The organism is Arenibaculum pallidiluteum (assembly GCF_017355985.1).
GTDB lineage: Bacteria > Pseudomonadota > Alphaproteobacteria > Azospirillales > Azospirillaceae > Arenibaculum > Arenibaculum pallidiluteum.
Genome location: NZ_JAFIQU010000003.1, coordinates 200,537 through 221,886 on the forward strand (window position 1 = coordinate 200,537; position 21,350 = coordinate 221,886).

Sequence of the window (21,350 nt, forward strand, 5' to 3'; positions counted from 1 at the left end):
CAACCGGGGTTGTGTTGAATTTGTTTGCTAAGCAAACCCGGAACGCGATCGGTGCTGCCATGGATACCCTGATGAACGACCGCGCCCTCCTGATCGAGCAGATCGCGCGTGAGGCCGGCACCCTTGGCATGGAACTCGTGGACATCAGCGGGAACGTCGAGGACGTCAGCGCCCGCGTGAGCCGCGAGGCCGAGATCTTCGCGGATATCCGGAAGGCCGCGTCGGTCATGTCCTCGCGCAGCGCCGATATCGGCAGCGCCGCCAAGGCCGTGCGCTCGGTCGCCGCGACCGCGCGGACCGAGGTCGACGGCTCGCGCGAACGGGTCCGAACGACGCTCGACGAGATCCGTGGGCTCGTGGACGGCGTCGCCGGGATGGAGGGCAAGATCGCCGGGCTGATGCAGGCCCTGACCGGGATCGGCAAGGTTGCCGCCGAGATCGCCGCGATCGCGAAGCAGACGAACCTGCTGGCGCTGAACGCGACGATCGAGGCCGCGCGCGCCGGCGAGGCGGGCCGCGGCTTCGCCGTGGTCGCGGGCGAGGTGAAGGCCCTGGCGTCCAAGACCAGCGAAGCGACGTCGCAGATCGACGCGACGCTGCGCCACCTGACCGAGCAGGCCCAGGTGCTGATCCGCGAAAGCGCGGCCAGCATGGAGAAGGCGCGCTCGGTGAGCGACGGGACCGTCACCATCAGCGGCGTGATGGATGCCGTGGGCGGCGCCATGAACGAGGTCGATCGCGAGACGACCCGGATCGACGTCGTGGCCGCCGAGATGGGCGACACCTCCCGCGAGGTGCAGACCCGGATCGAGGAGATGGCGAGCGACGTCTCCCTGTCCTCGCAGGACCTGGCGGCAGCCCGCGACCGGATCGCCAAGCTGCTCGGCGTCGGCGAGCGGCTGATCGGCGTGACGGCGGGGCTCGACGTGGAGACGGTTGACTCTCTGTTCATCCGGCTGGTCAAGACCGCTGCCGCCGAGGTCTCGGCGGAGCTGCAGAAGGCCGTGGACACAGGCACGGTGACGCTGTCCGACCTGTTCGATACCAGCTACCAGCCGGTCCCCGGCAGCGATCCCCAGCAGGTGACGACGCGCTTCACGTCGGTCTGCGACCGCGTCGTTCCCGACATCATCGAGCGCGTCGCCGCCGAGGATCCGCGGATCGTATTCTGCGCGCCGATCGATCGGAACGGCTATATTCCGACGCACAACCGGCGCTTCTCGCAGCCGCAGCGTCCCGGCGACAGCGCCTGGAACACCGCCAACTGCCGCAACCGCCGCATCTTCGCAGACCGCGTCGGCCTTGCCGCCGGCCGCAACCAGCAGCCTTTCCTGCTCCAGACCTATCGCCGGGACATGGGCGGCGGCCAGTTCGCGCTGATGAAGGACGTCTCGGCGCCGATCATCATCGGCGGGCGGCACTGGGGCGGCCTCCGGCTCGCCTACAAGGCGTAGCGGGGCGGGCGACCCGGCCGTGGCCAGGGGGCGTGGCAGGGGGGCGTGGATGCCGGGTCGGGCGCCGCCGCCTGGTCAGTGACCCTCGTCACAACCGTTCTTGCCCCGAAGTGATAGGCTGCCAGCCGAACCTGGATGCAGGCCGGCCTGGATGGCTTTTGACGTCACCTTCTGGGGTGTGAGGGGAACCGTCCCGAGCCCCACGCCCGATCACATGGGCTATGGCGGCAATACGCCCTGCGTCGAGGTGATGCTCGATGACCGGCTGATCGTGCTCGACTGCGGGACCGGGCTGAGGGGGCTCGGCAAGGCGCTGATGGAAGGCGGGCCGCGGCGTGGCCTGATCCTGCTGAGCCATCTGCATCTCGACCACATCGCGGGCTTCCCGTTCTTCGCGCCGGCCTATTCCAGCGACTTCAGCTTCCGCGTTCTCTGCGGCAGGCCCGACGGTGGGCCCCCGCTGCGCCGTGTCATGGCGGGGCAGATGGAGGCGCCGCTGTTCCCGGTACCCCTGCGCGAGATGCAGGCGGAACTGAGCTTCGAGGACTTCGTGCCGGGATCGCAGCTCGACACGGAGGAGGGGGTGCGCATCGCGACGGCCCCCCTCAACCATCCCGACGGCGCGACCGGGTTCCGGATCGACTACGACGGCGCGTCGCTCGCCTATGTCACTGACACCGAGCACGTGCCCGGCCAGGACGACGGCAACGTCCTGTCCCTGATCGAAGGCGCCGACCTGGTGATCTACGACTGCACCTATACCGAGGCTGAATGGTCGGAACGCGTGGGCTGGGGCCATTCCACCTGGGAGGAAGGGGTCCGGCTGTGCCGGCTGGCGGGGGCGCGGCGGCTCGCGCTGTTCCATCACGACCCTGATCGCGACGATGCCGGGATGGCCGCGCTGGAGCGGGCGGCCACCGCGGCCTGGCCGGCCGCCTTCGCCGCGCGCGAGGGAATGCGCATCCGCCTCCGGGACTGAGCGGCGCCACCGTTGCTTTCGTGCCGCGGTCGCGAAGGAACTCGGATTACCTCCTAATTCATCAAAGCAGTCAGCAAGGACTTGATAAAGGTGATATGTCGACTGGCATGCAGTGCATGTCTACTTCAGCGATCTTCCTTTTCGATGATTCGGTTGCTATCTTAAAAACTGCGTCGATGTCGGGGTTCCGACCGCTTCAGCGGCCCGCCGGTACCCTGGCGCCAGCGCCGCCGCTTTCGCCGGAGCGCGGTTCCGCGCACCGGTTCGGGCGATTTCGAGGAGGGGAGAAGGAACTGCGGCGGCCTCTGAAGGGGCCGCCGCTTTTTTCATGCGCTCGGGATCAGCGTGCCCCTGCGGGGTCCCCGGACATATGCGCCCGGCGCAGCGCCTCGATCGTCTCCTCGCCGAGATCGCGGACGATGAAGACGATCCGCGAGCGCCTGTCCTCGTCGGGCCAGGCAGCCAGCCTGACCGGCGGATGGAAGACGTGCTGGACACCGTGCACGACCACGGGGCGATCGGTCTCGCGGAGGTTCAGGACACCCTTGATGCGCAGCACGTCGTCGCCGCGCAGCGTGGTCAGGGCATCGATCCAACCCGCGAACTCGTCCCAGGAGAAGGGCTCCTCGTAGCTCAGGCAGAAGGCGCGGATATGCGCATCGTGCCGGTTCACGTCATGGCCATGCCCGTGCCCATGCTCACGTCCATGACGTTCGAGGTGATCGTGATGGGCGTGGCCAGCCTCGTGCCCATCCGCTCCATGTCCGTGATGCTCATGTTCGTGATGCCCGTGGCCGTCTCCTTCATAGGCCTCGGCCGCCAGCCAGCGCCGGACGTCCAGCGTCTTGCTGGCGGGATCGAAGAGCCCCGCGTTCAGGAGCAGCTCCGGATCGATCTCGCCGCGCACGGCCCGCAGGATCGGCGCCGCGGGGTTGATCGCCCGCAGGCGCGCCTCCAGCGACGCGACCTCCGCGGGTTCCGCAAGATCGGTCTTGCTGAGCACGATGCGGTCGGCGACCGCTGCCTGCTTGAGGCTCTCGGAATGGCGGTCGAGCTGGCCCGCCCCATGCACCGCATCTACCAGCGTGACGACCCCGTCCAGGCGGAAGCGGGCGGAGATCAGGGGATCGCTCATCAGCGTATGCAGGACCGGCGCGGGATCGGCCAGCCCCGTCGTCTCGATCACAACGCGGTCGAATTCCGGGACTTGGCCGCGGACGCGCTTCATGAAGAGGTCGCGCAGCGTGTCGACGAGATCGCCGCGCACGGTGCAGCACAGGCAGCCGCTGTTGAGGAGGATCGTGTTCTCCGAGCTCGTGGCGACCAGAAGATGATCGAGCCCGGTCTCGCCGAACTCGTTGATCACCACGGCCGCCCGCGAAAGGGCGGGATGGCGGACGAGCCGGTCCAGCAGAGTCGTCTTGCCGGCGCCGAGAAAGCCGGTCAGGACCGTGACGGGCAGCCGCCCGCCCGTGCCGAAGGTATCGGTGCTCACTTGGGACTCCGGTGTCGTTCCCGCTCAAGATGGCACCGTCGGCCCGGAACGAGAAGGGCGGCCCTGCGGGGCCGCCCTGCCTGCCGTGCGGTGCTGCCCCGACCGAAGCCAGGGCTCGCATTCATGAGCCGATGATGCCGCCGTCCTTCTTCGTGATCGCCACGACGGCGGGACGCGGCGGCATGCCGTCCTTGAAGTCCGGCCAGCGGGTCGCCGGATCCTCGAAGGAGGACAGCTTGCCGAATTCGGGCCAGTCCTTGACGTTGTCCGTCGCGGGATGCTGGACCGCGACGAAGAGCGTGCGGTCGTCCGGCACGAAGCAGGGACCGCACATCTCGGCGCCTACGGGCACCCGGTAGAACAGCTTCGAGGTGCCGCGCAGCGCCCCGTCGGTCTCCATGGCCCAGACGCCGTCGGTGCACTTGGTGTCCTTGAAGCCCATGCCGTCCGTGGTGATCCAGAGCCGCCCCTGGCCGTCGATGGCGCAGTTGTCGGGCATTCCGAACCATCCGTTCTGGGTGGTCGCGGGATTGAAGGTCGCGCCGACCGCCGCGACGCCCGGGTCGCCCGCCTGCACGAGCACGTTCCAAGCGAACCGGGTGGCGGCGAAGTCGCCGCCCTCCTCAGCGATCTCGACCACGTGGCCGAAGGCGTTGTCGGGGCGGGGATTGACGGCGTCCACCTGGTCGGCCTTGCGGCGCGTGTTGTTGGTCAGCATCACATAGACCTTGCCGGTCCGCGCGTTGGGCCCGATGTCCTCGGGCCGGTCCATCTTGGTGGCGCCGAGCAGGTCGGAGGCGCGGCGGGCCTCGATCAGGACGTCGGCCTGGCTGTTGAAGCCGTTGGCCGCCGTCAGCGGTCCCTGGCCATGGACCAGAGGCAGCCAGGTGCCCGTGCCGTCGGCATCGAACCGGGCGACGTAGAGCGTGCCGCGGTCCAGCAGGTCCATGTTCGCGCGGCGGTCGCTGGGGTTGAAGCGCCCTTCGGTCACGAACTTGTAGGCGTACTCGAAGCGCTCATCGTCGCCGGTATAGATGACGACGCGGCCGTCCTTGTTGACGACGTTGTCCGCTCCCTCGTGCTTGAAGCGGCCCAGGGCGGTGCGCTTCTTGGGCGTCGAGGTCGGGTCGTAGGGATCGATCTCGACGATCCAGCCGAAGCGGTTCGCCTCGTTCGGCTCCTTGCTGACGTCGAAGCGGTCGTAATAGGCGCCCCAGTTGTACCAGGCGCCCGGCACGCCCATGCGCTTGTGGTTGGCCGTCTCGGGATGCCCGTCCTCGAGCTTGCCCCAGAAATAGCCGTTGATGTTCTCCTCGGCCGAGAGCCAGGTTCCCCAGGGGGTCATGCCGCCGGCGCAGTTGTTCAGCATGCCGACGACCTTGCGGCCGGCAGGATCGGCCTTGGTCTTCAGGCGGTCGTGGCCGGCCGCGGGCCCGGTGATCTCAAACTCGGTGTCGCTGCCGGTGATGCGGCGGTTGTAGCGGCTGTCGGCCACCACCTGCCACTTGCCGCCGCTCTTGCGGATCTCGACGACCGAGCCGCCATGGGCCGCCAGCTCGATGTCCACGAGCTCGCGGGTCATGGCCTTGAAGTTCGCTTCCTTGGACTGCTGGTCCACGCCGACGCCGGGGAACATCACCTCCTCGTCGGTGTACTCGTGGTTCACGCAGAGGAGCCCGTTCTCGGCGCTGGTCGAGCCGGCGGGCAGCGGCGCGTAGCCGACGAAGTCGTTGTTGTAGCCGAACTGCTTCTTCTGGGCCTCGGCGCTCTGCTTCATGGGATCGAAGGCAGGCGCCCCCGGCAGGACCGGATCACCCCAGCGGATCAGGACATCGGCGCTGTAGCCCTCGGCGACCGCATGGTCGCGGCCGACGCCGCGCGCTACTTCGGGGAAGCTGAAGGCGGACTTACCGGCCTGGGCTGCCGCCGGACGGGAGCCCACCAGTGCAGAGAGCGGGCCGAAGGTCGCCGCGATGGCGGCGACCGCCAGCGAACCCTTCAGCGCATCGCGCCGGCCGAAGCGGCGGGTGATGATGTCGCCCAGGGTGTCGTTCGGCGATTCGTTCCTGCCGTTGTCCTCATCCGCTTCGAACGCCATCGAGCGCGTCATGTTCTCGATATCGCGGTCCATGTCCCGGAGCCTCCCGTCTTGCCGTCCGCGCGGACAGGCGAGCCCGGCCGCGCACGGCGGGACCATAGGCAGGCGATGTGACGCTTCGGTTGCGGCCGTGTGACGGCCCGATGAAATCGGGCCGTCGCATCGGGTGCCGTCTCAAACGAGGTCTGGCAGGCGCCGGATCCGTGCCCGAGTTCCGAGATCATCCGGGCCAAGAGCGTGCAGTGCATCGATCCAGCGCACCCGGAAGGTGCCCGGTCCGGGCTCCCCGGCCGCTGCGGACTCGCCTGTCACGGCGGCGAAGGCCAGTGCGGCGGCGGAACCCTCGAGCGGGTCCTCGGCCACGGGCAGGAAGGCGGCAACCAGGGCCGAGACGGAGCAGCCGACCGCGGTCACCAGCGTCATCAGCGGGGAGCCGCCCTCCACGGCGACGAGCCGTGTCCCGTCGGTGACGTAGTCGACGCGCCCGGTGACCGCCACCACCGCGCCGGAATGGGCCGCCAGGCGCCGCGCGGCATCGACGGCGTCGGCGGAGTCATGGGCCGAATCCACGCCATGCGGCGTTCCGAAACCCTGGGCCAGGGACAGGATCTCCGAGGCGTTGCCGCGCACCACGGAAGGCCGGCGGCCCAGCAGGTCTGCGGCAGCGACGTCGCGCAGGCGCGTCGCTCCGACGCCGACCGGGTCGAGGACCCAGGGCTTGCCCAGCGCCGAGGCGCGGTCCGCGGCGACGCGCATGCCCTCGACCCAGGCCGGAGACAGGGTCCCGATGTTCACGACGAGGGAGTCCGCGAGCGCCACGAAGTCGCCAGCCTCCTCGGCGGCATGGACCATTGCCGGCGAGGCCCCGGCCGCCAGCAGGACGTTGGCTGCAATGTCCATGGAGACGTAGTTCGTGATGTTCTGGATCAGCGGTCTGCGCCGGCACATGCGGTCCAGCAGCTCGGCGGCCTTGGCGGCGTCCATGGCGCGATCCCCCCGTCGGTTCCCCAATGGCCACTTGGTAACGTCTGCCGGAGATCAATCAAACCCGTTTGTGCCAGATCCCTTCGTGCACCGGGACTCCGGCGGCGAGGTCCCCTGCCTGGGGAGCCCTGCCGAATCCCCTTCCAGCCGCGCCGATGGAAGGGCGAAGACACGTTCGCGTCCCAGCAGGTGCGCCGTGAACCGCGCCCCCAGCAGGGGAGCATAGGCGCCGTCCAGGACGTTCAGCCCGCCCGTATAGGCGCCGAAGGCCGGCAGGACCGCGCGCAATCCGTCCTCGGCGAAGCAGCGCAGCCGAATGCGCCGCCCCCGGACCCGCACGGCGGCTACCGGGTGCAGATGGCCGGAGATCTCGCCCACGGCGCCAGCGCGTCCCTCGTGGCGGAAGACGAGCGGGCCAAGCACCAGCTCGGCCGTCGCGCGCCCGTCGAGATCGTCCGGCGCATCGGGGTCATGGTTGCCGGCGATCCAGATCCAGTCGTGGCCGCTGCACAGCGCTGCGAGCCGCCGCCGGTCGTCGCGGCCCATTCGGGCCGCCGCCCCGCGGTCATGGAAGCTGTCGCCGAGACAGACGACGGTCTCGGGCCGCAGGCGGCCGAGGACCTCCTCGAGCCGGTCCAGCGTGGCCGCCGTGTCGTAAGGCGGAAGGAGCTGGCCGCGCCCGGCGAAGCCCGACCCTTTCTCGAGATGGAGGTCGGCGACGGCCACCAGGCGCCGTTCCGGCCATGATAAAGCCCCCGACAGGTCGGCCACGAGCGCCGCGCCGTTGATGGTCAGGACCTGCTGCGACATGCCTGGTGATCACGTTTCGTTCCGGGTGCGCACCATGCCCTGGCGAGCCCGTGCAGGCAAGCCCCGGCGCGTGGCTCAGCCGGCTTCGGCCGCCCGTTCGGCGCCGCGTCGCCCGGGCAGGAGCTGGACCGCCAGGATGCAGGTCATGATCAATGCGCAGCCGGCGAGCTGCAGGGAGGTCAGCCGCTCACCCAGGACGAGCGCGCCCGCCGCCGCGGCGAAAACGGATTCCGAGCTGATGATCACGGCCGCGTCCGAGGCAGGAGCGTGGTGCTGTCCGACTACCTGCAGGGTGAAGGCGATGCCCACCGAAAGGACCCCGACGTAAAGGATGGCGCCTCCCGCCGCCTGCACGGCGGCAAGGTCGGCGGCCTCGGTCGCCAGGCCGACGGCGGTGCTTAGAGCACCGCAGACCAGGAACTGCACCGCCGCGACCAGGACCGGGGCGCCGGTGCGGGCGGCCATGCTGCCGACCAGGATCACGTGCAGCGCCCAGAAGACGGCGGAGACCATGACCCAGAGATCCCCGGCGGCCAGCGCGACGGTGCCGCCACCGCCGAGCATCCAGGTGCCCACGAGGCTGCCGGCTGCCGCCGGCCAGACAACGGGATGCGGCGGCATCCTGAGCGCAAGGAGCCCGATCAGCGGAACCAGCGGGACGTACAGCGCGGTCAGGAAGCCGGCATTGGTGGCCGTCGTCATGCCGATGCCGATCTGCTGGCAGGCGGCGCCGCAGAACAGCGCGCCGCCTGTGGCCGCCATTCCGCCCCAGTCGGCGCGGCTCCAGCGCGCTCGGCGCGCCTCGCGAAGGGCGAGTGGCAGCACGACCAGGGCGCCCACGAGAAAGCGCAGCCCCGTGAACAGCATGGGGCCGAGATGCTCGGCGCCGAGCTTCTGGGCGACGAAGGCCGTGCCCCAGATGGCCGCTGCCAGAAGCAGCAGGAGATTCGCAGTGGTCCGGGACATCGGGTCTCGTGGAATGACGGGAGCTCTAGATACGTCTGCGACGCTTCCTCCCTCAAGCACGGGAAGGGCAGCCCCGCCATTTCCGCGGGTCGGCGGGCGGTCGGAGGGGCTCAGCCGAGGCTGGCGCGCAGGATCACCAGCCCTACGAGCCCGACGGCAAGGCCAACGCCGAGGGCCGCCAGCGCGACGCCGCGCATGGCGCGCCCCTCGGACCCTTCCTTGCGGCCGAGCTCCGCGAGCTCGCGGAGCGTCTGGTCCATGCGCACCAGAACGATGTCGAGCCCGGCGACGCGCTCGCGCAGCTCGCCGAGGTCAGTGGCCATGCGATCCAGCCGCGCGTCGCTGCCAGAACCCGCGCGCATGCGCTCCTGGATCTCCGCGATGCCGCGGGCCAGGCCTTGCTGGCGAGCTGCCAGGCGCTGCTGCTCGGCGCGGGAGGCCTCCAGCGCCGCGGTCAGGCGCAGCAGATGCGGCGATACAGCCTGCTCCAGCAGCCGCTCGGGCTCGCTGGGGTGCTGCAGGACGAGCTCCGCGCCCGTGCCGGCATCGCGCGCCACCACCAGCAGCGCCGCGGGATCCGCGGGTGCCTCAGCGAGCAGGGCGAGTTCGAAGGCATGGCGCCCGTCGCCGACGCCGTTGGCGCCGAGATCCTCGCGCGCGAGGTCGGCAAGGCCCGAGGCGAGCAGGCGGCCTCCGTCCGGCCCGGGCAGGCGCACCTGGATCTCGAGGCGCGTCCCTGGAACTGAGCGGTCCCAGGCCCAACCGTAGACACGGCCGTTGGCGACGGCGTCCACGCGGCCCTCGATCTCGGGCTGAGCCTCGGGCGGTTTCGCAAGAGCTGACATGACGGTCCCGGTGCTGTGGAAGGGCGGGGGCGCCGAAGCCGGCGCCCCCTTCGGCCGATCAGGCCACCTGCCGTTCGGCCGGGCGCCGCGCGGACGGATGCGGCATGCGGTGCGGGATGTAGTTCTCGTCCAGGAACTCCCGCATGTCGCGGTAGCGCATGTAGTAGGTGCGGTTGAACCGCTCGAACAGGGACTGGTCCCAATACTCCTCGAGGGAGAAGGGCCTCCCGCTGTAGACGTCGTAGCAGGGGATCTGGAACGTCTCCGCGAACTCCTTGGTGCGGCTGTCGTAGCTGAAGTAGACCGACGGAACGCCGTTGGAGAGCGCCATCAGGTTGCCGTGCAGCCGGTAGCCGAGGACCAGGTCCTTGGAGCGCACCAGCGCCTCCCATTCGGCGACGACGTCCGAGTACCAGAGCCGCTCGCGGTACAGCGCGCGCATCTCGTCGTCGAAGAACCACTGCTTCAGCCAGTCATGGCCATTCAGGGCCTCCCACGCCTCGGCCTTCTGCTCCTCGGTGCCCCAGAGCAGCTTCTTCTCCTCGACCTCGCCCTGCATCATCAGCACGGTCTCGAAGCGCCGCGACATGTCCTTCACGAAGTCGCGGTGGACGCTGAGATAGGTCTGCACGTCGGGCGAATAGGCCTTGGAGACCTCGCGCCGCATCGTGATGCCGACCTTGCGCACGGAGTTGATGTCCGGCAGGTCGATGCGCAGCTCGGGGTCGCGCGCGCGGAAGGCCGTCGGGCAGCCGACGATCCGCGTGTTCTTGATGCCGAGGTCCCAGAGCACCTCGGCCGTGTAGGTGCCGCGCACGCCGAGGGTCGTCGACTTGTCGGCGATGACCTGCCAGATGCGCCGGCTCTCGTCCGAGAGCTGGATCTTGCCGGTGGCGGGCGCCTGGGCGCCGACGCCGAAGGCGATCACGGGGATCTTCAGCTTGGCGAGCACCTGCTCGATGGCCTCGGGCCAGGGCATGTGCGCGTGGATGTAGTTGGAGCCGCGCAGGAAGACGTAGTCGAACTCCGCGTTCACCCGGTCGACGACCTCCTGCCGGAATTCCCGGACCTCGAGGACGTCGAGGCGGTCGAAGGCCAGCAGCTTGAGGGAGGAGTCGTAGACGAAGGCGTCGCCGATGTTGTGATAGTGGTCGATGCTGCGCTGGATGTCGGTATGCCGGTACCAGCGCACGCAGTCGTGGTCGTAGACCTCGCCCGACGGGATCATGACCAGGATGTTAGCCAAGGGTGCCTCCAGAGCTGTGGCGGTACGGTTCCGAGTGGGGTTTTCCCCGGCGTTCGTATGGCGACGCCGGCGGTGCTGCGCAGTTGTAGGGCTTTGCGGCCCGGCGCGGGGGCGCCGGACCGGTCCGCCCGCCTTTGTCACGGCCGCCTTTGTCACGGCCGCCTTTGTTACGACCGCCTTTGTTACGACCGCTGGGCGACGGCGCGGGCCGGCGCGATCGCGGCGCCCTCGCGCCGGGCCTCGCCGGCCAGAAGGCGATCGAAGACCGCGACGTGGCGGCGCGCGCATTCGGCGCGATCGATGGGGCGCCGGATGCGCGCGCGGAGACGGTCCCACAGGTCGGGGGTGGTCAGCGCCTCTGTCAGGCGGTCGACCAGGTCCTCGACGCTGGCATTGCGGAAGTTCAGCCCGTCGACACCGTGGGTGACCTTCTCGGCCATGCCCCCGATGTTGCTGGAGATCACCGGGCGCCCGTGCAGGAACGCCTCCTGGATCACCACGGGGGAATTCTCCCACCAGATCGAGGGGATCACCACCCAGTCCGCGTCCTTCATGAGGCCCGGCAGCTCGGCCGAGCGATAGCTGCCGTAGAACCGAACGCGATCGCCGGCCTTCTCGGTGATCTCCAGGAAGCGCTTCTGATAGGCTTCCGGCTGGCGCTCGAGATTGCCGCCGAAGATCATCAGCGCGCCGTCCTCGCCCCAGGCCTTTTCCGAGACGCGGGAGACCGCCTCCACGAGCAGGTGGGCGCCCTTGAACTCGGTGAGTTGGCCGAAGAAGGCGAAGCGGTTGCGCTTTCCACCACGCGGCAGCGGCCGGGGAGGGGCAATGTCCTCGACGGTCAGGCCGTTCTCGATCATGAGGAACTTCTCCCGTGGCAGGCCCCAGTCGACGTAGCGGTCGATCAGGAACTGGCTCGGGCTCAGGTAGAAGTCCGCCTGCTCCAGGAAGGTCTTCAGGAACAGCTCGCGACGGAAGAACTGGGACTGTCCGAGCTGCGGGAAGCAGCCGGCGCAGTCCGCCGGCGTGGCCCGGTAGCACAGCGTGTTCCGGGTGGTCTTCACCATCTGCCCGTGGTGATGGCAGATCGACAGGTATTCGTGGAAGGTCACGACGATAGGCACGCGCGGAAGCTCGCGCTTGAGCGCGTGGATCGTCTCGACCCCGAGGCCCAGGAAATGGTGGAAGTTGATGACGTCGGGCTGCAGGTCGCGGACGTAGCGTACGAAGTCGCGCTCGATCCCGGGCAGGTTCCGGTTCGAGCAGCGGAAATGGTCATAGTCGTTGGCGTAATAGAGGACCTCGCGCTCCTTCTGGCGCAGGGTCATCAGGGCCGAGCCGCGGTGTGGCGCCACCGGGGGCGCCGTCCGGGCAAGATAGTGGGCCTCCCAGCCCGGCAGCTCGTCCAGGCCCTGGAAAAGGTTGTAGGAGGCCACCTCGGCCCCGCCGAGGGAGAAGGCGGGATGCCCGTGGCTGACGATCAGGGCTCGCTTGGTCTGGGTCATCTTCGCTCTCATGCGGCGTCGGAGGTGCGGGCGGTCCAGGCGCTCTCGAAGCGCCAGCGGTCGACGAGGGCGCCGGTCTGCTGCCAATAGTCGGGCTCGCCCGTGGCGGCTTCGTCCAGGGCGACCAGGCGCACGGCCGGCACCCACAGGCAGGAATGCCCTGCGCCGCGCAGGCGCAGGCAGAAGTCGAGGCCCTTGTACTCGGGGCCGAGATAGCTGCCGGCGAGGCCGCCGGCGGCCCGGACGACGGCGCGGGGCAGCAGCGCGCAGTCCAGCGTGGCGGCGTCCACCGCCATGGGCTCCGTCTCCTTCAGCCAGGACAGCGGATAGCCCGCGTAGCGCGCCACGTAGCCCCCGCTGGCCGTCTCGTCGGCAAGGATGCCTGCATAGCGCACGGAATGGTCCTCGTAGGCCAGCGTCGGGCTGAGGACGGCAGGACGGCCGGCGCGGCGGGCCGCCCGCTCCAGGGCCGAGAGCCAGCCGCGCTCCGTCGGCAGCACCGAGGGGGAGAGCAGCAGGACCTGCTCGGCCCGGGCATGGGCCAGGGCGGCATCGGCAGCCTCGAAGGCGTCGCGGGCGCCCGGCGCCGAGACCAGGCGTAGAGGCAGGCGGTAGAACTCGGCGCCGCACCGGAGGTTGGCGGCCAGGCGCGGATGGCTCCCGCAGCCCGCCGCCACCAGGATCTCGACCCCGAGGAAGTCGGGATCGCAGGCGAGCCGGGCGAGGGTGAGGTCCAGATCCTCGCGCGCGTCCGTCACGGGGATCACTACGGAGAGCCGTGGCGCGCCGAGCGTGGGGCCGAGCGGGAAGACCGCGGCGGCGGGCGCCGGTCCGCGTCCTGCCGCCATGGCCTGCACGGTCGGCCCGATATGGCGCGCAACCACTGACTCGGCGGCGGGGTCGTTGAGGTCGATCGCGGAGAGCAGCCGGCGGAGCTGGTCCGGCGAGGGCGGCTGCGGAGCCACCGGGAGGAAGGCGCGGCCGCCGGTGTTCAGGTCGATCTGCAGGTGGAACTCGGGCGCCTGGTCGAGATCCGCGGGCTCCGGCACGAAGGCCAGGAAGCCGTGATCGTCGAGCCCGGGCAGGATCCGGCCGGCGAAGGCGGGATCGGCCGAGAAGGCCTCGCTGACGTCGCGGCGCGCCGTGCGCGCCCAGTCGGCGTCGAGCCTGACGGCGAGGCCGGGTCCCCGGAGGGTCACCGCCTCGACCATTCCCGTGGGGTCGAGCAGCCATCCGCCGAGGAAGACGCCGGAGCCAGGCACGCGCACGGCCGTGTCGAGCGCGGCGCGCAGCGGCCCCTCGATCCGGGAGACGGTCTCGTGGCCCTCGTACTGGGAGGCCGCGATCTCGCGCAGGGACTGCAGCGTTCTCGCATCGCCCCGCAGCCCCGACAGCATGTCGCGGAGATGGGCAACGGCGATCCCATCCGGAAGCAGCGTGCGGTTCTCGAAGACCTGCAGATGGCACCAGCCGTCGGCGGTGCGGCAGAAGACCCGACGGATCGTGGCGGGGTCGACGTCGGCGTCGGGCAGCACCGCGACGAAGCCGTCCGCGGTAGGCGGCAGGTCCGCGCGCGGGAAGTCCGCCGCCACGGCGCCGTGCAGCCGGCAGTCCTCGCCCTCCAGCATCAGGTCGTGCATGCCGCTGCGCATGGAGACCGACCAGCCCTGGATCATCAGCCCCGTGCCGCCGCGGAACCGGCCGAAGATCTCGGCGTAGCCGTCAGGCCGCGCGAGATCCTGGAGCAGCCCGAGGAGGAGGCGCGATGCACGCTCCGAGGTGCCGGCCGTCGGCGCCAGCAGCGCGCACAGGAAGTCGAGCACGATCCCGGAGGCGCCGGCCTGCTCCTCGCACAGTGCCGCGACCAGGGGAGCGGGGTTGGTGCGCACGTTGGTCAGGCGCGGTATCACCATCCGGCTGCCGTCATCGCCGGCGATCTCGACCCGGTTGGGCCGCAGCCGCGCGAGGTTCGGCACCTGGACGCCGGCCAGGAACCAGTGCCCCGAGCCGTCCTCGGATGGGCGTGGCCAGCAGGCGCCGCGGAAGCGCCCGGCCTCCGTGCCGGCGTCCAGATGCACGCGGCCGGAGGTGGGAATGGGGCTTTCCACCGCGCCATAGAGGACCAGCGTGTCGTCGTCGACGAGGATGGCGATGGGGATCTCGGCCTGGAAGGGCTGCGGCTTCTTCATCGGGCGCTGCTCCGGGAAGCGTGTCGGGTGGGCGCCGCGTCCTGCGCGCCGCCGCGGATGTCGTGGTAGAGGGCGAGGTGGCGGGTGGCGGCCTCGTCGATGCCGGGCACGGCCGGGATCGCGGAGGACAGCCGGTCCCAGAGGTCGGGCTCGCTCATGGCGCGCGTCATCACGCGCGCAAGGTCGGCTCCGTCGCCGACGCGGAAGTGCAGTCCGTCGATGCCGTCGCGCACGGCCTCGGCCATGCCGCCGATGCCGCTGCAGATCACCGGCCGGCGGTGGCGGAAGGCCTCCTGGATCACCAGCGGCGCATTCTCCCACCAGACCGAGGGCATGACGACCCAGTCCACGCCGGCCATCAGGGCCGCCATCTCGCTGCGCCGGTACGGGCCGTGGGCGACGGCGTGCCCGCGGGCCGCGCGCATGCCGGCCGCGACCTCCTCCTTGAAGGCCTCGGTCTGGAAAGGCGTGCCGCCATGCACCGCCAGGGAGAACCCGGTCTCCCCGCCCTCGACGAGGCGGCGGGCCGCGTCGAGGGCGACGGTCACGCCCTTGAACGGGTTCAGGTTGCCGAAATAGCCGAAAGCGTCGCGGCGTCCGCCCGCCGCGACCTCGCGCGTCGGCGCCGGGTCTTCCGTGGGGCGGCCGTTCACGATGATCTCGATGCGCTCGGCAGGCAGGCCCCAGGCGACGTAGCGATCGCGCAGGAAGCGGCTCGGCGCGATGAAGCGGTCCACCAGCGAGAACAGCGACTTCAGGTGCTTCTCGCGCAGCACGAAGCGGTCCGCGCCGCGGTCGGGGAAGCAGCGGTGGCAGGCGTCCGGCGAGGCGCCGCTGCACAGGGCGCGGTCCTGCGTCGTGACCATCTGCCCGTCATTGGCGCAGATCGGATAGTAGTCGTGCAGCGTGTAGACGATGCGCGCCTGGGGCAGGACGCGGCGGATCAGGAACAGCATCTCCACGCCCAGCAGCAGCACGTGGTGCACGTGCACGACGTCGGGCCGGAAGGACTGCAGAAGGTTCGTCAGGTCCGGCACGATGCCGTGCAGGTCGATCTGGCTCTGGAAGAACCGGTCGAAATGCCCTGCCCACAGGATCACCTCGTCGGCGCTGCGGCCGAGCGTCTGCAGGTTGGTGCCCGGCTTCTGCTCGCGGTGGGTCTGGTTCGTGCACGCCAGGAACAGGCTCTGGCAGCCCTTCGCCTTCAGCGCGCCGAACAGGTCGTGCGCGAAGATCTCCGTGCCGCCGGGATGCAGCGCGGGGTGGTTGTGGGCGATCTGGAGGACGCGGGGCATGGTCATTGCGAGGCCTCCGCGCCATCGCGGACGAGAACCAGGAGGTCCTGGAAGTTCTCGGCCGTGCGCGCGCCGCTCCAGTGGCCGTGCGCGACCGGCCGGGCCGGACGCAGGCCGTGCGCGGCGAAGCCGCCGAGCAGGTAGTCCTCGTCGTAGGCGACGGCGCCGTGCGGCGCTTCCGGGTCGGCCAGAAGCTCGGGGCCGGCGGCATCCGCCGGGAAGGCCGGACGTGCCGTGCCGGCGCGCAGACCCGCACGGGCGGTCTCGTCGACCAGGAACAGGCTCAGGAAGCAGCGGCCGCCCGGACGCATCAGGCGCGCGATCTCGGCGATGTAGCGCTCGGTCTCGGCGCGCCGCAGATGGGTCACGACCGAGGTCAGGATCACGAAGTCGAAGGCGCCGTCGGCGAAGGGCAGGGTAACCCTTGCCGGGTCGAGGCGCCCCGCCGGATTGTAGACGCCGTTGGCCGCGTCGAGATGGTGAAAGCGGAAGGCGGGATAGGCCGGCGTCAGCGTCTCCGCGCACCAGCGGATCCCATCCTCGACGACGTCCACGCCGTCATAGGAGCCTTCGAGATACTGGGTCAGCGGCAGGGCCATGCGCCCGATACCGCAGCCGATCTCCAGCACGCTGTGATCGGGCCGCAGCCCGCCCAGTCGCACGAAATGTCGCAGGAACTCCGCCCCGATGGCGCGGAAGTCGCCGTCGCCCACGAACTGCCGCTCGGCTGCCGGGACCGGCAGCAGGCGGTTGCGCGCGATGGACTCGCAGAGCCAGTCGAGCCGGTCGTCGGCGCGCCGGCGCAGCACCACGACGCGGTTGCGCTCGGGCTGCGGCTCCTGGGAGGGGAGGGTCACGACGCCCTCCTCGGCTGCAAGCCGGCTGCTGCCGGCGCGTCGGGGGTCCATTCCCTGGACATCAGCTGTTCCATGAGCGTGCTCCACCGGCCGGCATGGAGCCAGCCGTTGTATTCGGAGGCCGCGCCGCGCGTGTAGCCGGCGTGGCGGGAGATCGATTGGCGCTCGAGGTGGTAGAGCTCCACCCCGGGCACGTACCGGATCTCGTGGCCGGCGCTGCGGATCCGGAGGCAGAGGTCCGAATCCTCGTAGTCGCCGATCACGTAGTCCTCGCAGAAGCCGCCGGCGGCCTCGAAGGCGGCGCGGCGGGCGAGCAGGCAGGCGCCGGTGACGCCGGGCACCGCGCGAGGCTGGTTGGCCGGGGCGAAGTCCCGCGGCATGCCCTTGTGGTAGTGATGGTTGTACCAGCGCCCGCGGAAGTCCTGCGCGAAGAGCAGCCCCGCATGCTGCAGGCTGTCGTCGTCGAAGAGCAGCTTCGGCCCGACGGCGCCGGTGCTGGGATCCGCCTCCAGTGCGGCCAGCAGCTCCGGCAGCCAGCCTGGGCGGTCCGGGATCACGTCCGAGTTCAGGAACAGCAGCGCCGCGCCGCGCGCGACCGCGACGCCGGCGTTGTTGGCCGCGGAGTAGCCGCAGTTCGCACCTTGCACGACCAGCGTCATGGGCAGGCCGTAGAGACCGTGCAGGCCGTGCAGGTAGTGCTCGAGCTCGTCGCGCTGCTCGGGGCTGTCCAGGACGAAGATCAGCTCGGCCTCGGCCATAGCAGGATCGGTGGCGAAGGCCGAGAGCTGGAAGCGCAGGAAGTCGAGGTTCCGGTAGAGCGGCACGATCACGGAGACCACCGGCCTGTCGACCTGACGGCCGAACAGGATCACCTCTGGCGCGCGGCGCGAGGCCATGTGGGCCGCGTGCAGGGCCGAAACCGCCGGTGCCAGGACCTGCTCCAGCAGCGCGGGGGTCACGCGGCTGGGCGGCACCGCGCCGAGCACCGCGTTGCGCGCCTCGTCGGCGGCCTGGGGCCGGGGCGGCGGCACGAGGGTGATGCGGTCTCCGGATGCGAGCACAAGCTCGCCCTGGACCTGCAGTGCCGGCGCCGCTTCGGGCGCACCGGCCAGGAAGGCGACGAAGCCCGTGCGCTCGCCGGCCGACAGGCCGTAGAGCTGGGCCACGTCCGGGCGAGGCAGGCGGTGCTCAAAGGCGCCGAGGCGGCGCTCCTCGCCGAACGGCGTCAGGATGCGCAGCCCGGTCGCAAGGCCCTGGGGGTCGTGGATCCAGCCCGCGAGGAACAGGCCGCCCCCGCCGGTCGGGACCGCGAGGTCGAGCGACGCGCCGACCGGGCGCGCGGGATCGGCGAGCTGGCGTTTCGCCAGCGGGACGAGCACCTGCAGCTCGCGCACGGCCGCTGCTGCCGCGGGGTCGCGGGCGCCACGATCGGCGAGGCAGCGCGAGACGTGGCGCCGCAGCGGGCCGGGCAGGCCGTCGCGCCCGGTCGCGCGCTCCAGCAGCGACGGCAGCTCGGCCCGGCGGGGCTCGAGCACACGGCAGGCAAGGCCGCGCCGCCCGACCAGCACCACCAGCGCGCGGTCCTCGCACAGGGTGGCATCGATGACGAGATGGAGGGGCACGCGATCCTGGCGCGGCGGGGCGCTGCCGGACAGGGGCTCGAAGGGGGCCGGCCCGATCGCCTCGTCGGTCATCACCAGGGCTGCCTGGATCTCGCCGAATTCGGAGGACAGGGTGCCTTCGCACAGCAGGAGCGCCGGCGTCAGCGCCGTGCGCGGGCGCAGCGGAGAGGGGCGGGGCGAGAGCTCCAGCACGAGCCTGCGGCAGGCCGCGACGAAGTCGGGATCGGTGCGCAGAGCCTGTGCGGAGCGACAGAGGTCGAGAATGAAGCGGACGACGCGCAGGCGCGTCGGAGCGTCCAGCCCGTCCAGCAGGCTGGTCGGATCGAAGTCGGGCAGGTCCACGGCTCCGGCGGTCTCGGCCAGGAGGCGGCCGTCGCCGTCCCGCACGCGCACGATCCCGGGACCGGAAGCGGGGCCCCTCCAGCGCAGCAGGCAGAGGGTGCGCCTGCCGCCCCAGAGGGTGGCGACCGAGAGAGTGACATGGGGCCTCGGCGCGTCGACGCCGTCGACGGACGGCACGGCGTGTCGGGGCGGGTCCTGGGTGCCGGCATCCCACACGACCAGCGCGAAGCCGGCCCCGAGCCCGTGCAGCGTCGCGGACGCGGCGGGGCCGGGTTTCGGGAAGACGGCGATCTGCGTGGTTGCGTTCTGGTGCATGGGATGCTGCTCCGGGACCCCCGCGGCGCGTCCCCGGGGGGCGCGCCGCGGGCGTACCGTCATCAGTGGATGACGAAGAAGGCGTTCGGGTTGTGCTGGACGTCCTCGGCCGTGACGCCCACCAGGGTGATCGTGTCGCCCTGGCCGAGATCGATCACGGCGTTGCCGCCGGCATCGGTGACGCGGTCGGCGAGGTCGCCGGCATCCTTGATGTCCAGCCCGTTGATGTTGCGGGCGATCTGGAGCACGTCCTCGCCGACCTTGAAGTCGACGACGAGATCCTGGCCGCCGCCGCCGCCGAAGACGAAGGTGTCCTGGCCGTCGCCGCCGGTCAGGACGTCGTTGCCCCTGCCGCCCTCGAGCCGGTCGTTGCCGGAGTCGCCGAAGAGGTAGTCGTCACCGTTCCCGCCCTTGAGCAGGTCGTTGCCGGTGCCGCCGCGAAGGGCGTCGCTGCCGTCGCCGCCGTCGAGCACGTCGTTGTGCCCGCCGCCGAACAGGACGTCGTTGCCCTTGCCGCCCGTCAGCATGTCGTTGCCGTCGCCGCCGCTGAGGGCGTCGTTGCCGTTTCCGCCGTCGAGATGGTCGCGGCCGGCACCGCCCGAGAGCACGTCGTTGCCGTCGCCGCCGAAGACGAGGTCGTCGCCGGCCCCGGCGTCGATCCGGTCGTCGCCGCGCTCGCCGAGCAGCAGGTCGGCGCCTGCGCCGCCCGACACGAAGTCCTCGCCGCGACCGCCAACGAGGAAGTCGCGACCGTCTCCGCCGAGGAGCTGATCGTCGCCCGTGCCGCCGAACATCAGGTCCGAGTGCGAGCCGCCAAAGAGGGCGTCGTCGCCGTTCGTCCCGATGTGGATCGTGTCGTAAGCGCCACCAGGGAGGGTAGCCATGGTTCAGATCTCCTGTGCGGTTTCTCGTGCAGCTTTGGCGCTGCACTGCCGCAAGAATGGATTACCTCTTTCGACACAATCAAGTAGTCGTTTTGTTAAGACGAAGGAATCCCGTGACATTATTCTGACCTGTTCAAGCACTTGTATTTGCGTTCGGAATAGCTTCTGAAAAGCCAGGTTTAAGCGCTGGCTTTTACTTCCTGATCGGCCCGATTTTCGTTGTAAATCTCATCGGCCTGTCCGGTGTCCGCCGAGGCTGCCAGGTTTTGCATGAGCCTGAGATGCCGAGGCAGCAGATCCGCCAGCGCATAGTGGTCGAGGACGCGCTGGCGCGCCGCGGCGCCGAGGCTCGCCCGCAGGGCGGCGTCGTCGAGCGCTTCCTCCACGCGGCCGGCGATCGCCTCGGGCGAATGGAAATCGGCGAGGAGCGCCTCTCGCCCGTCCTCGGCAACCTCCCGCACCGGCGTGGTGTCCGACGCGACGACGGCGCAGCCCGTCGCCATCGCCTCGAGGAGCGACCAGGACAGAACGAAGGGGACAGTGAGGTAGACATGGACAGTGCTGGCACGCAGCAGCCGCAGCCAGTGCGGCTCGTCCAGCGCGCCGACGAAGTGCAGGCGCGAGAGGTCGCGCCCGGCGAGCTCGCGCAGGGCCGCCTCGCGGTAGCTGCCGCCGGCCGGACGCCGGCTGTAGACCACCTGGTCCGTCCCGCCGACCACGATCCGGAGATTGGGCCGCCTTTCCAGGAGCAGCGCCGCGGCGCGCATGAACTGCGGGAACCCGCGATAGGGTTCCATGCCGCGGGTCGCGTAGGTCACGATCTCGGGTGCCGCCGACAGGTCCAGCCCGGGCAGCACCATGGGCGTGCCGGGCCCCGTGGGTTCGGGCGCGTACCGCTCGGTGTCGATCCCATCGTGCAGCAGCGTCATCTTGTCACGGAAGCCCGCCGGGAACTGGTCGCGCTGGAAGGCGGTCGGGCAGATTCCCCAGTCGCTGGCCGCCAGCTCCTGAAGGATGCCGGCGTTGCGGCTCTGGATCCGGCACGCATCGTCCGGGTGGAGCGGCCCGTCGAGGAAATCCGCATCCGCGCCGCGGGCTCGGTAGAACCATTCGAAATAGGTCAGCAGCGGCGCGTCCGGGAAAGCCTCCTTGAGGTAGAGGCCCGGGCCGAAGCCGGCATGGGAGCAGACGAGGTCCGGGACGAACCCATCGGCGCGCAGGCGCCGGCACAGCCGGTAGACGGCCTGCCCGTACAGGACGGCGTCCTCGTAGGGCTGCACATAGGGATGGATCTGCGCCGACACCGTGCGATGGGGCGAGAAGGTGCGGATCTCGGCTCCCGGCAGGACGCCGGGCTCGTGGGTGGCGAAGACGACGCGGTTGGCAGGGTCGGCCGCCAAGGCCGGCGCCACGTGTCGGTAATGGCCCGGCAGCGACCGGTGCACGAAGAGGACGCGCATGCTC

Annotated in this window: 16 protein-coding genes; 2 read left to right on the plus strand and 14 right to left on the minus strand. The window is 70.4% G+C overall.

The genetic code is table 11. The features are described 5' to 3' along the window. Nucleotides 1–71 precede the first annotated feature (71 nt). Nucleotides 72–1,454, plus strand: a complete 1,383-nt coding sequence (locus JUB13_RS08055; RefSeq protein ID WP_236024818.1) for a methyl-accepting chemotaxis protein — start codon at nucleotides 72–74, stop codon at nucleotides 1,452–1,454. 151 nt (nucleotides 1,455–1,605) lie between these two features. After that, complete coding sequence (locus JUB13_RS08060) at nucleotides 1,606–2,433, plus strand: MBL fold metallo-hydrolase (RefSeq protein ID WP_207478288.1); 828 nt, start codon at nucleotides 1,606–1,608, stop codon at nucleotides 2,431–2,433. A 340-nt stretch (nucleotides 2,434–2,773) separates the two neighbouring features. Here the strand turns inward: JUB13_RS08060 and JUB13_RS08065 are convergent, their stop codons facing one another. The 14 genes from JUB13_RS08065 to JUB13_RS08130 form a co-directional block, all read right to left on the minus strand. Next, on the minus strand, nucleotides 2,774–3,928 hold the full coding sequence (locus tag JUB13_RS08065) for a CobW family GTP-binding protein (protein WP_207478289.1): 1,155 nt from the start codon (nucleotides 3,926–3,928) through the stop codon (nucleotides 2,774–2,776). Nucleotides 3,929–4,049: 121 nt separating this feature from the next. Next, nucleotides 4,050–6,059 (minus strand): PhoX family protein, encoded by a 2,010-nt coding sequence (locus JUB13_RS08070; protein ID WP_236024819.1) that lies wholly within the window; start codon nucleotides 6,057–6,059, stop codon nucleotides 4,050–4,052. Between the two features lie 141 nt (nucleotides 6,060–6,200). Beyond that, a complete protein-coding gene (gene thiM, locus JUB13_RS08075; RefSeq protein WP_207478290.1) occupies nucleotides 6,201–7,010 on the minus strand; it encodes a hydroxyethylthiazole kinase in 810 nt (269 codons plus the stop codon). 54 nt (nucleotides 7,011–7,064) lie between these two features. Further along, nucleotides 7,065–7,820 carry a ligase-associated DNA damage response endonuclease PdeM gene (pdeM, locus tag JUB13_RS08080; protein WP_207478291.1) on the minus strand — a complete coding sequence of 252 codons (756 nt, stop codon included), beginning with the start codon at nucleotides 7,818–7,820 and terminating at the stop codon, nucleotides 7,065–7,067. A 75-nt stretch (nucleotides 7,821–7,895) separates the two neighbouring features. Next, a complete protein-coding gene (locus JUB13_RS08085; RefSeq protein ID WP_207478292.1) occupies nucleotides 7,896–8,786 on the minus strand; it encodes a DMT family transporter in 891 nt (296 codons plus the stop codon). Between the two features lie 110 nt (nucleotides 8,787–8,896). After that, nucleotides 8,897–9,631 carry a hypothetical protein gene (locus tag JUB13_RS08090; protein ID WP_207478293.1) on the minus strand — a complete coding sequence of 245 codons (735 nt, stop codon included), beginning with the start codon at nucleotides 9,629–9,631 and terminating at the stop codon, nucleotides 8,897–8,899. Between the two features lie 58 nt (nucleotides 9,632–9,689). Then, nucleotides 9,690–10,877 (minus strand): polysaccharide pyruvyl transferase family protein, encoded by a 1,188-nt coding sequence (locus JUB13_RS08095; RefSeq protein ID WP_207478294.1) that lies wholly within the window; start codon nucleotides 10,875–10,877, stop codon nucleotides 9,690–9,692. A gap of 182 nt (nucleotides 10,878–11,059) precedes the next feature. Then, nucleotides 11,060–12,382 carry a glycosyltransferase family 4 protein gene (locus JUB13_RS08100; protein ID WP_207478295.1) on the minus strand — a complete coding sequence of 441 codons (1,323 nt, stop codon included), beginning with the start codon at nucleotides 12,380–12,382 and terminating at the stop codon, nucleotides 11,060–11,062. Between the two features lie 8 nt (nucleotides 12,383–12,390). Then, nucleotides 12,391–14,571 (minus strand): glycosyltransferase family 2 protein, encoded by a 2,181-nt coding sequence (locus tag JUB13_RS08105; RefSeq protein WP_207478296.1) that lies wholly within the window; start codon nucleotides 14,569–14,571, stop codon nucleotides 12,391–12,393. Continuing rightward, complete coding sequence (locus JUB13_RS08110) at nucleotides 14,568–15,872, minus strand: glycosyltransferase family 4 protein (protein WP_207478297.1); 1,305 nt, start codon at nucleotides 15,870–15,872, stop codon at nucleotides 14,568–14,570. Before JUB13_RS08110 ends, JUB13_RS08105 begins: the two co-directional genes overlap by 4 nt. Beyond that, nucleotides 15,869–16,723 carry a class I SAM-dependent methyltransferase gene (locus JUB13_RS08115; protein ID WP_328702890.1) on the minus strand — a complete coding sequence of 285 codons (855 nt, stop codon included), beginning with the start codon at nucleotides 16,721–16,723 and terminating at the stop codon, nucleotides 15,869–15,871. The genes JUB13_RS08110 and JUB13_RS08115 overlap by 4 nt, the downstream gene beginning before the upstream one ends. After that, nucleotides 16,720–19,002 carry a glycosyltransferase family 2 protein gene (locus JUB13_RS08120; protein WP_207478299.1) on the minus strand — a complete coding sequence of 761 codons (2,283 nt, stop codon included), beginning with the start codon at nucleotides 19,000–19,002 and terminating at the stop codon, nucleotides 16,720–16,722. Before JUB13_RS08120 ends, JUB13_RS08115 begins: the two co-directional genes overlap by 4 nt. Nucleotides 19,003–19,064: 62 nt before the next feature. After that, a complete protein-coding gene (locus JUB13_RS08125; protein ID WP_207478300.1) occupies nucleotides 19,065–19,886 on the minus strand; it encodes a calcium-binding protein in 822 nt (273 codons plus the stop codon). A 179-nt stretch (nucleotides 19,887–20,065) separates the two neighbouring features. After that, nucleotides 20,066–21,346, minus strand: coding sequence for a glycosyltransferase (locus tag JUB13_RS08130; RefSeq protein ID WP_207478301.1), 1,281 nt, complete (start codon nucleotides 21,344–21,346; stop codon nucleotides 20,066–20,068). Nucleotides 21,347–21,350 lie beyond the last annotated feature (4 nt).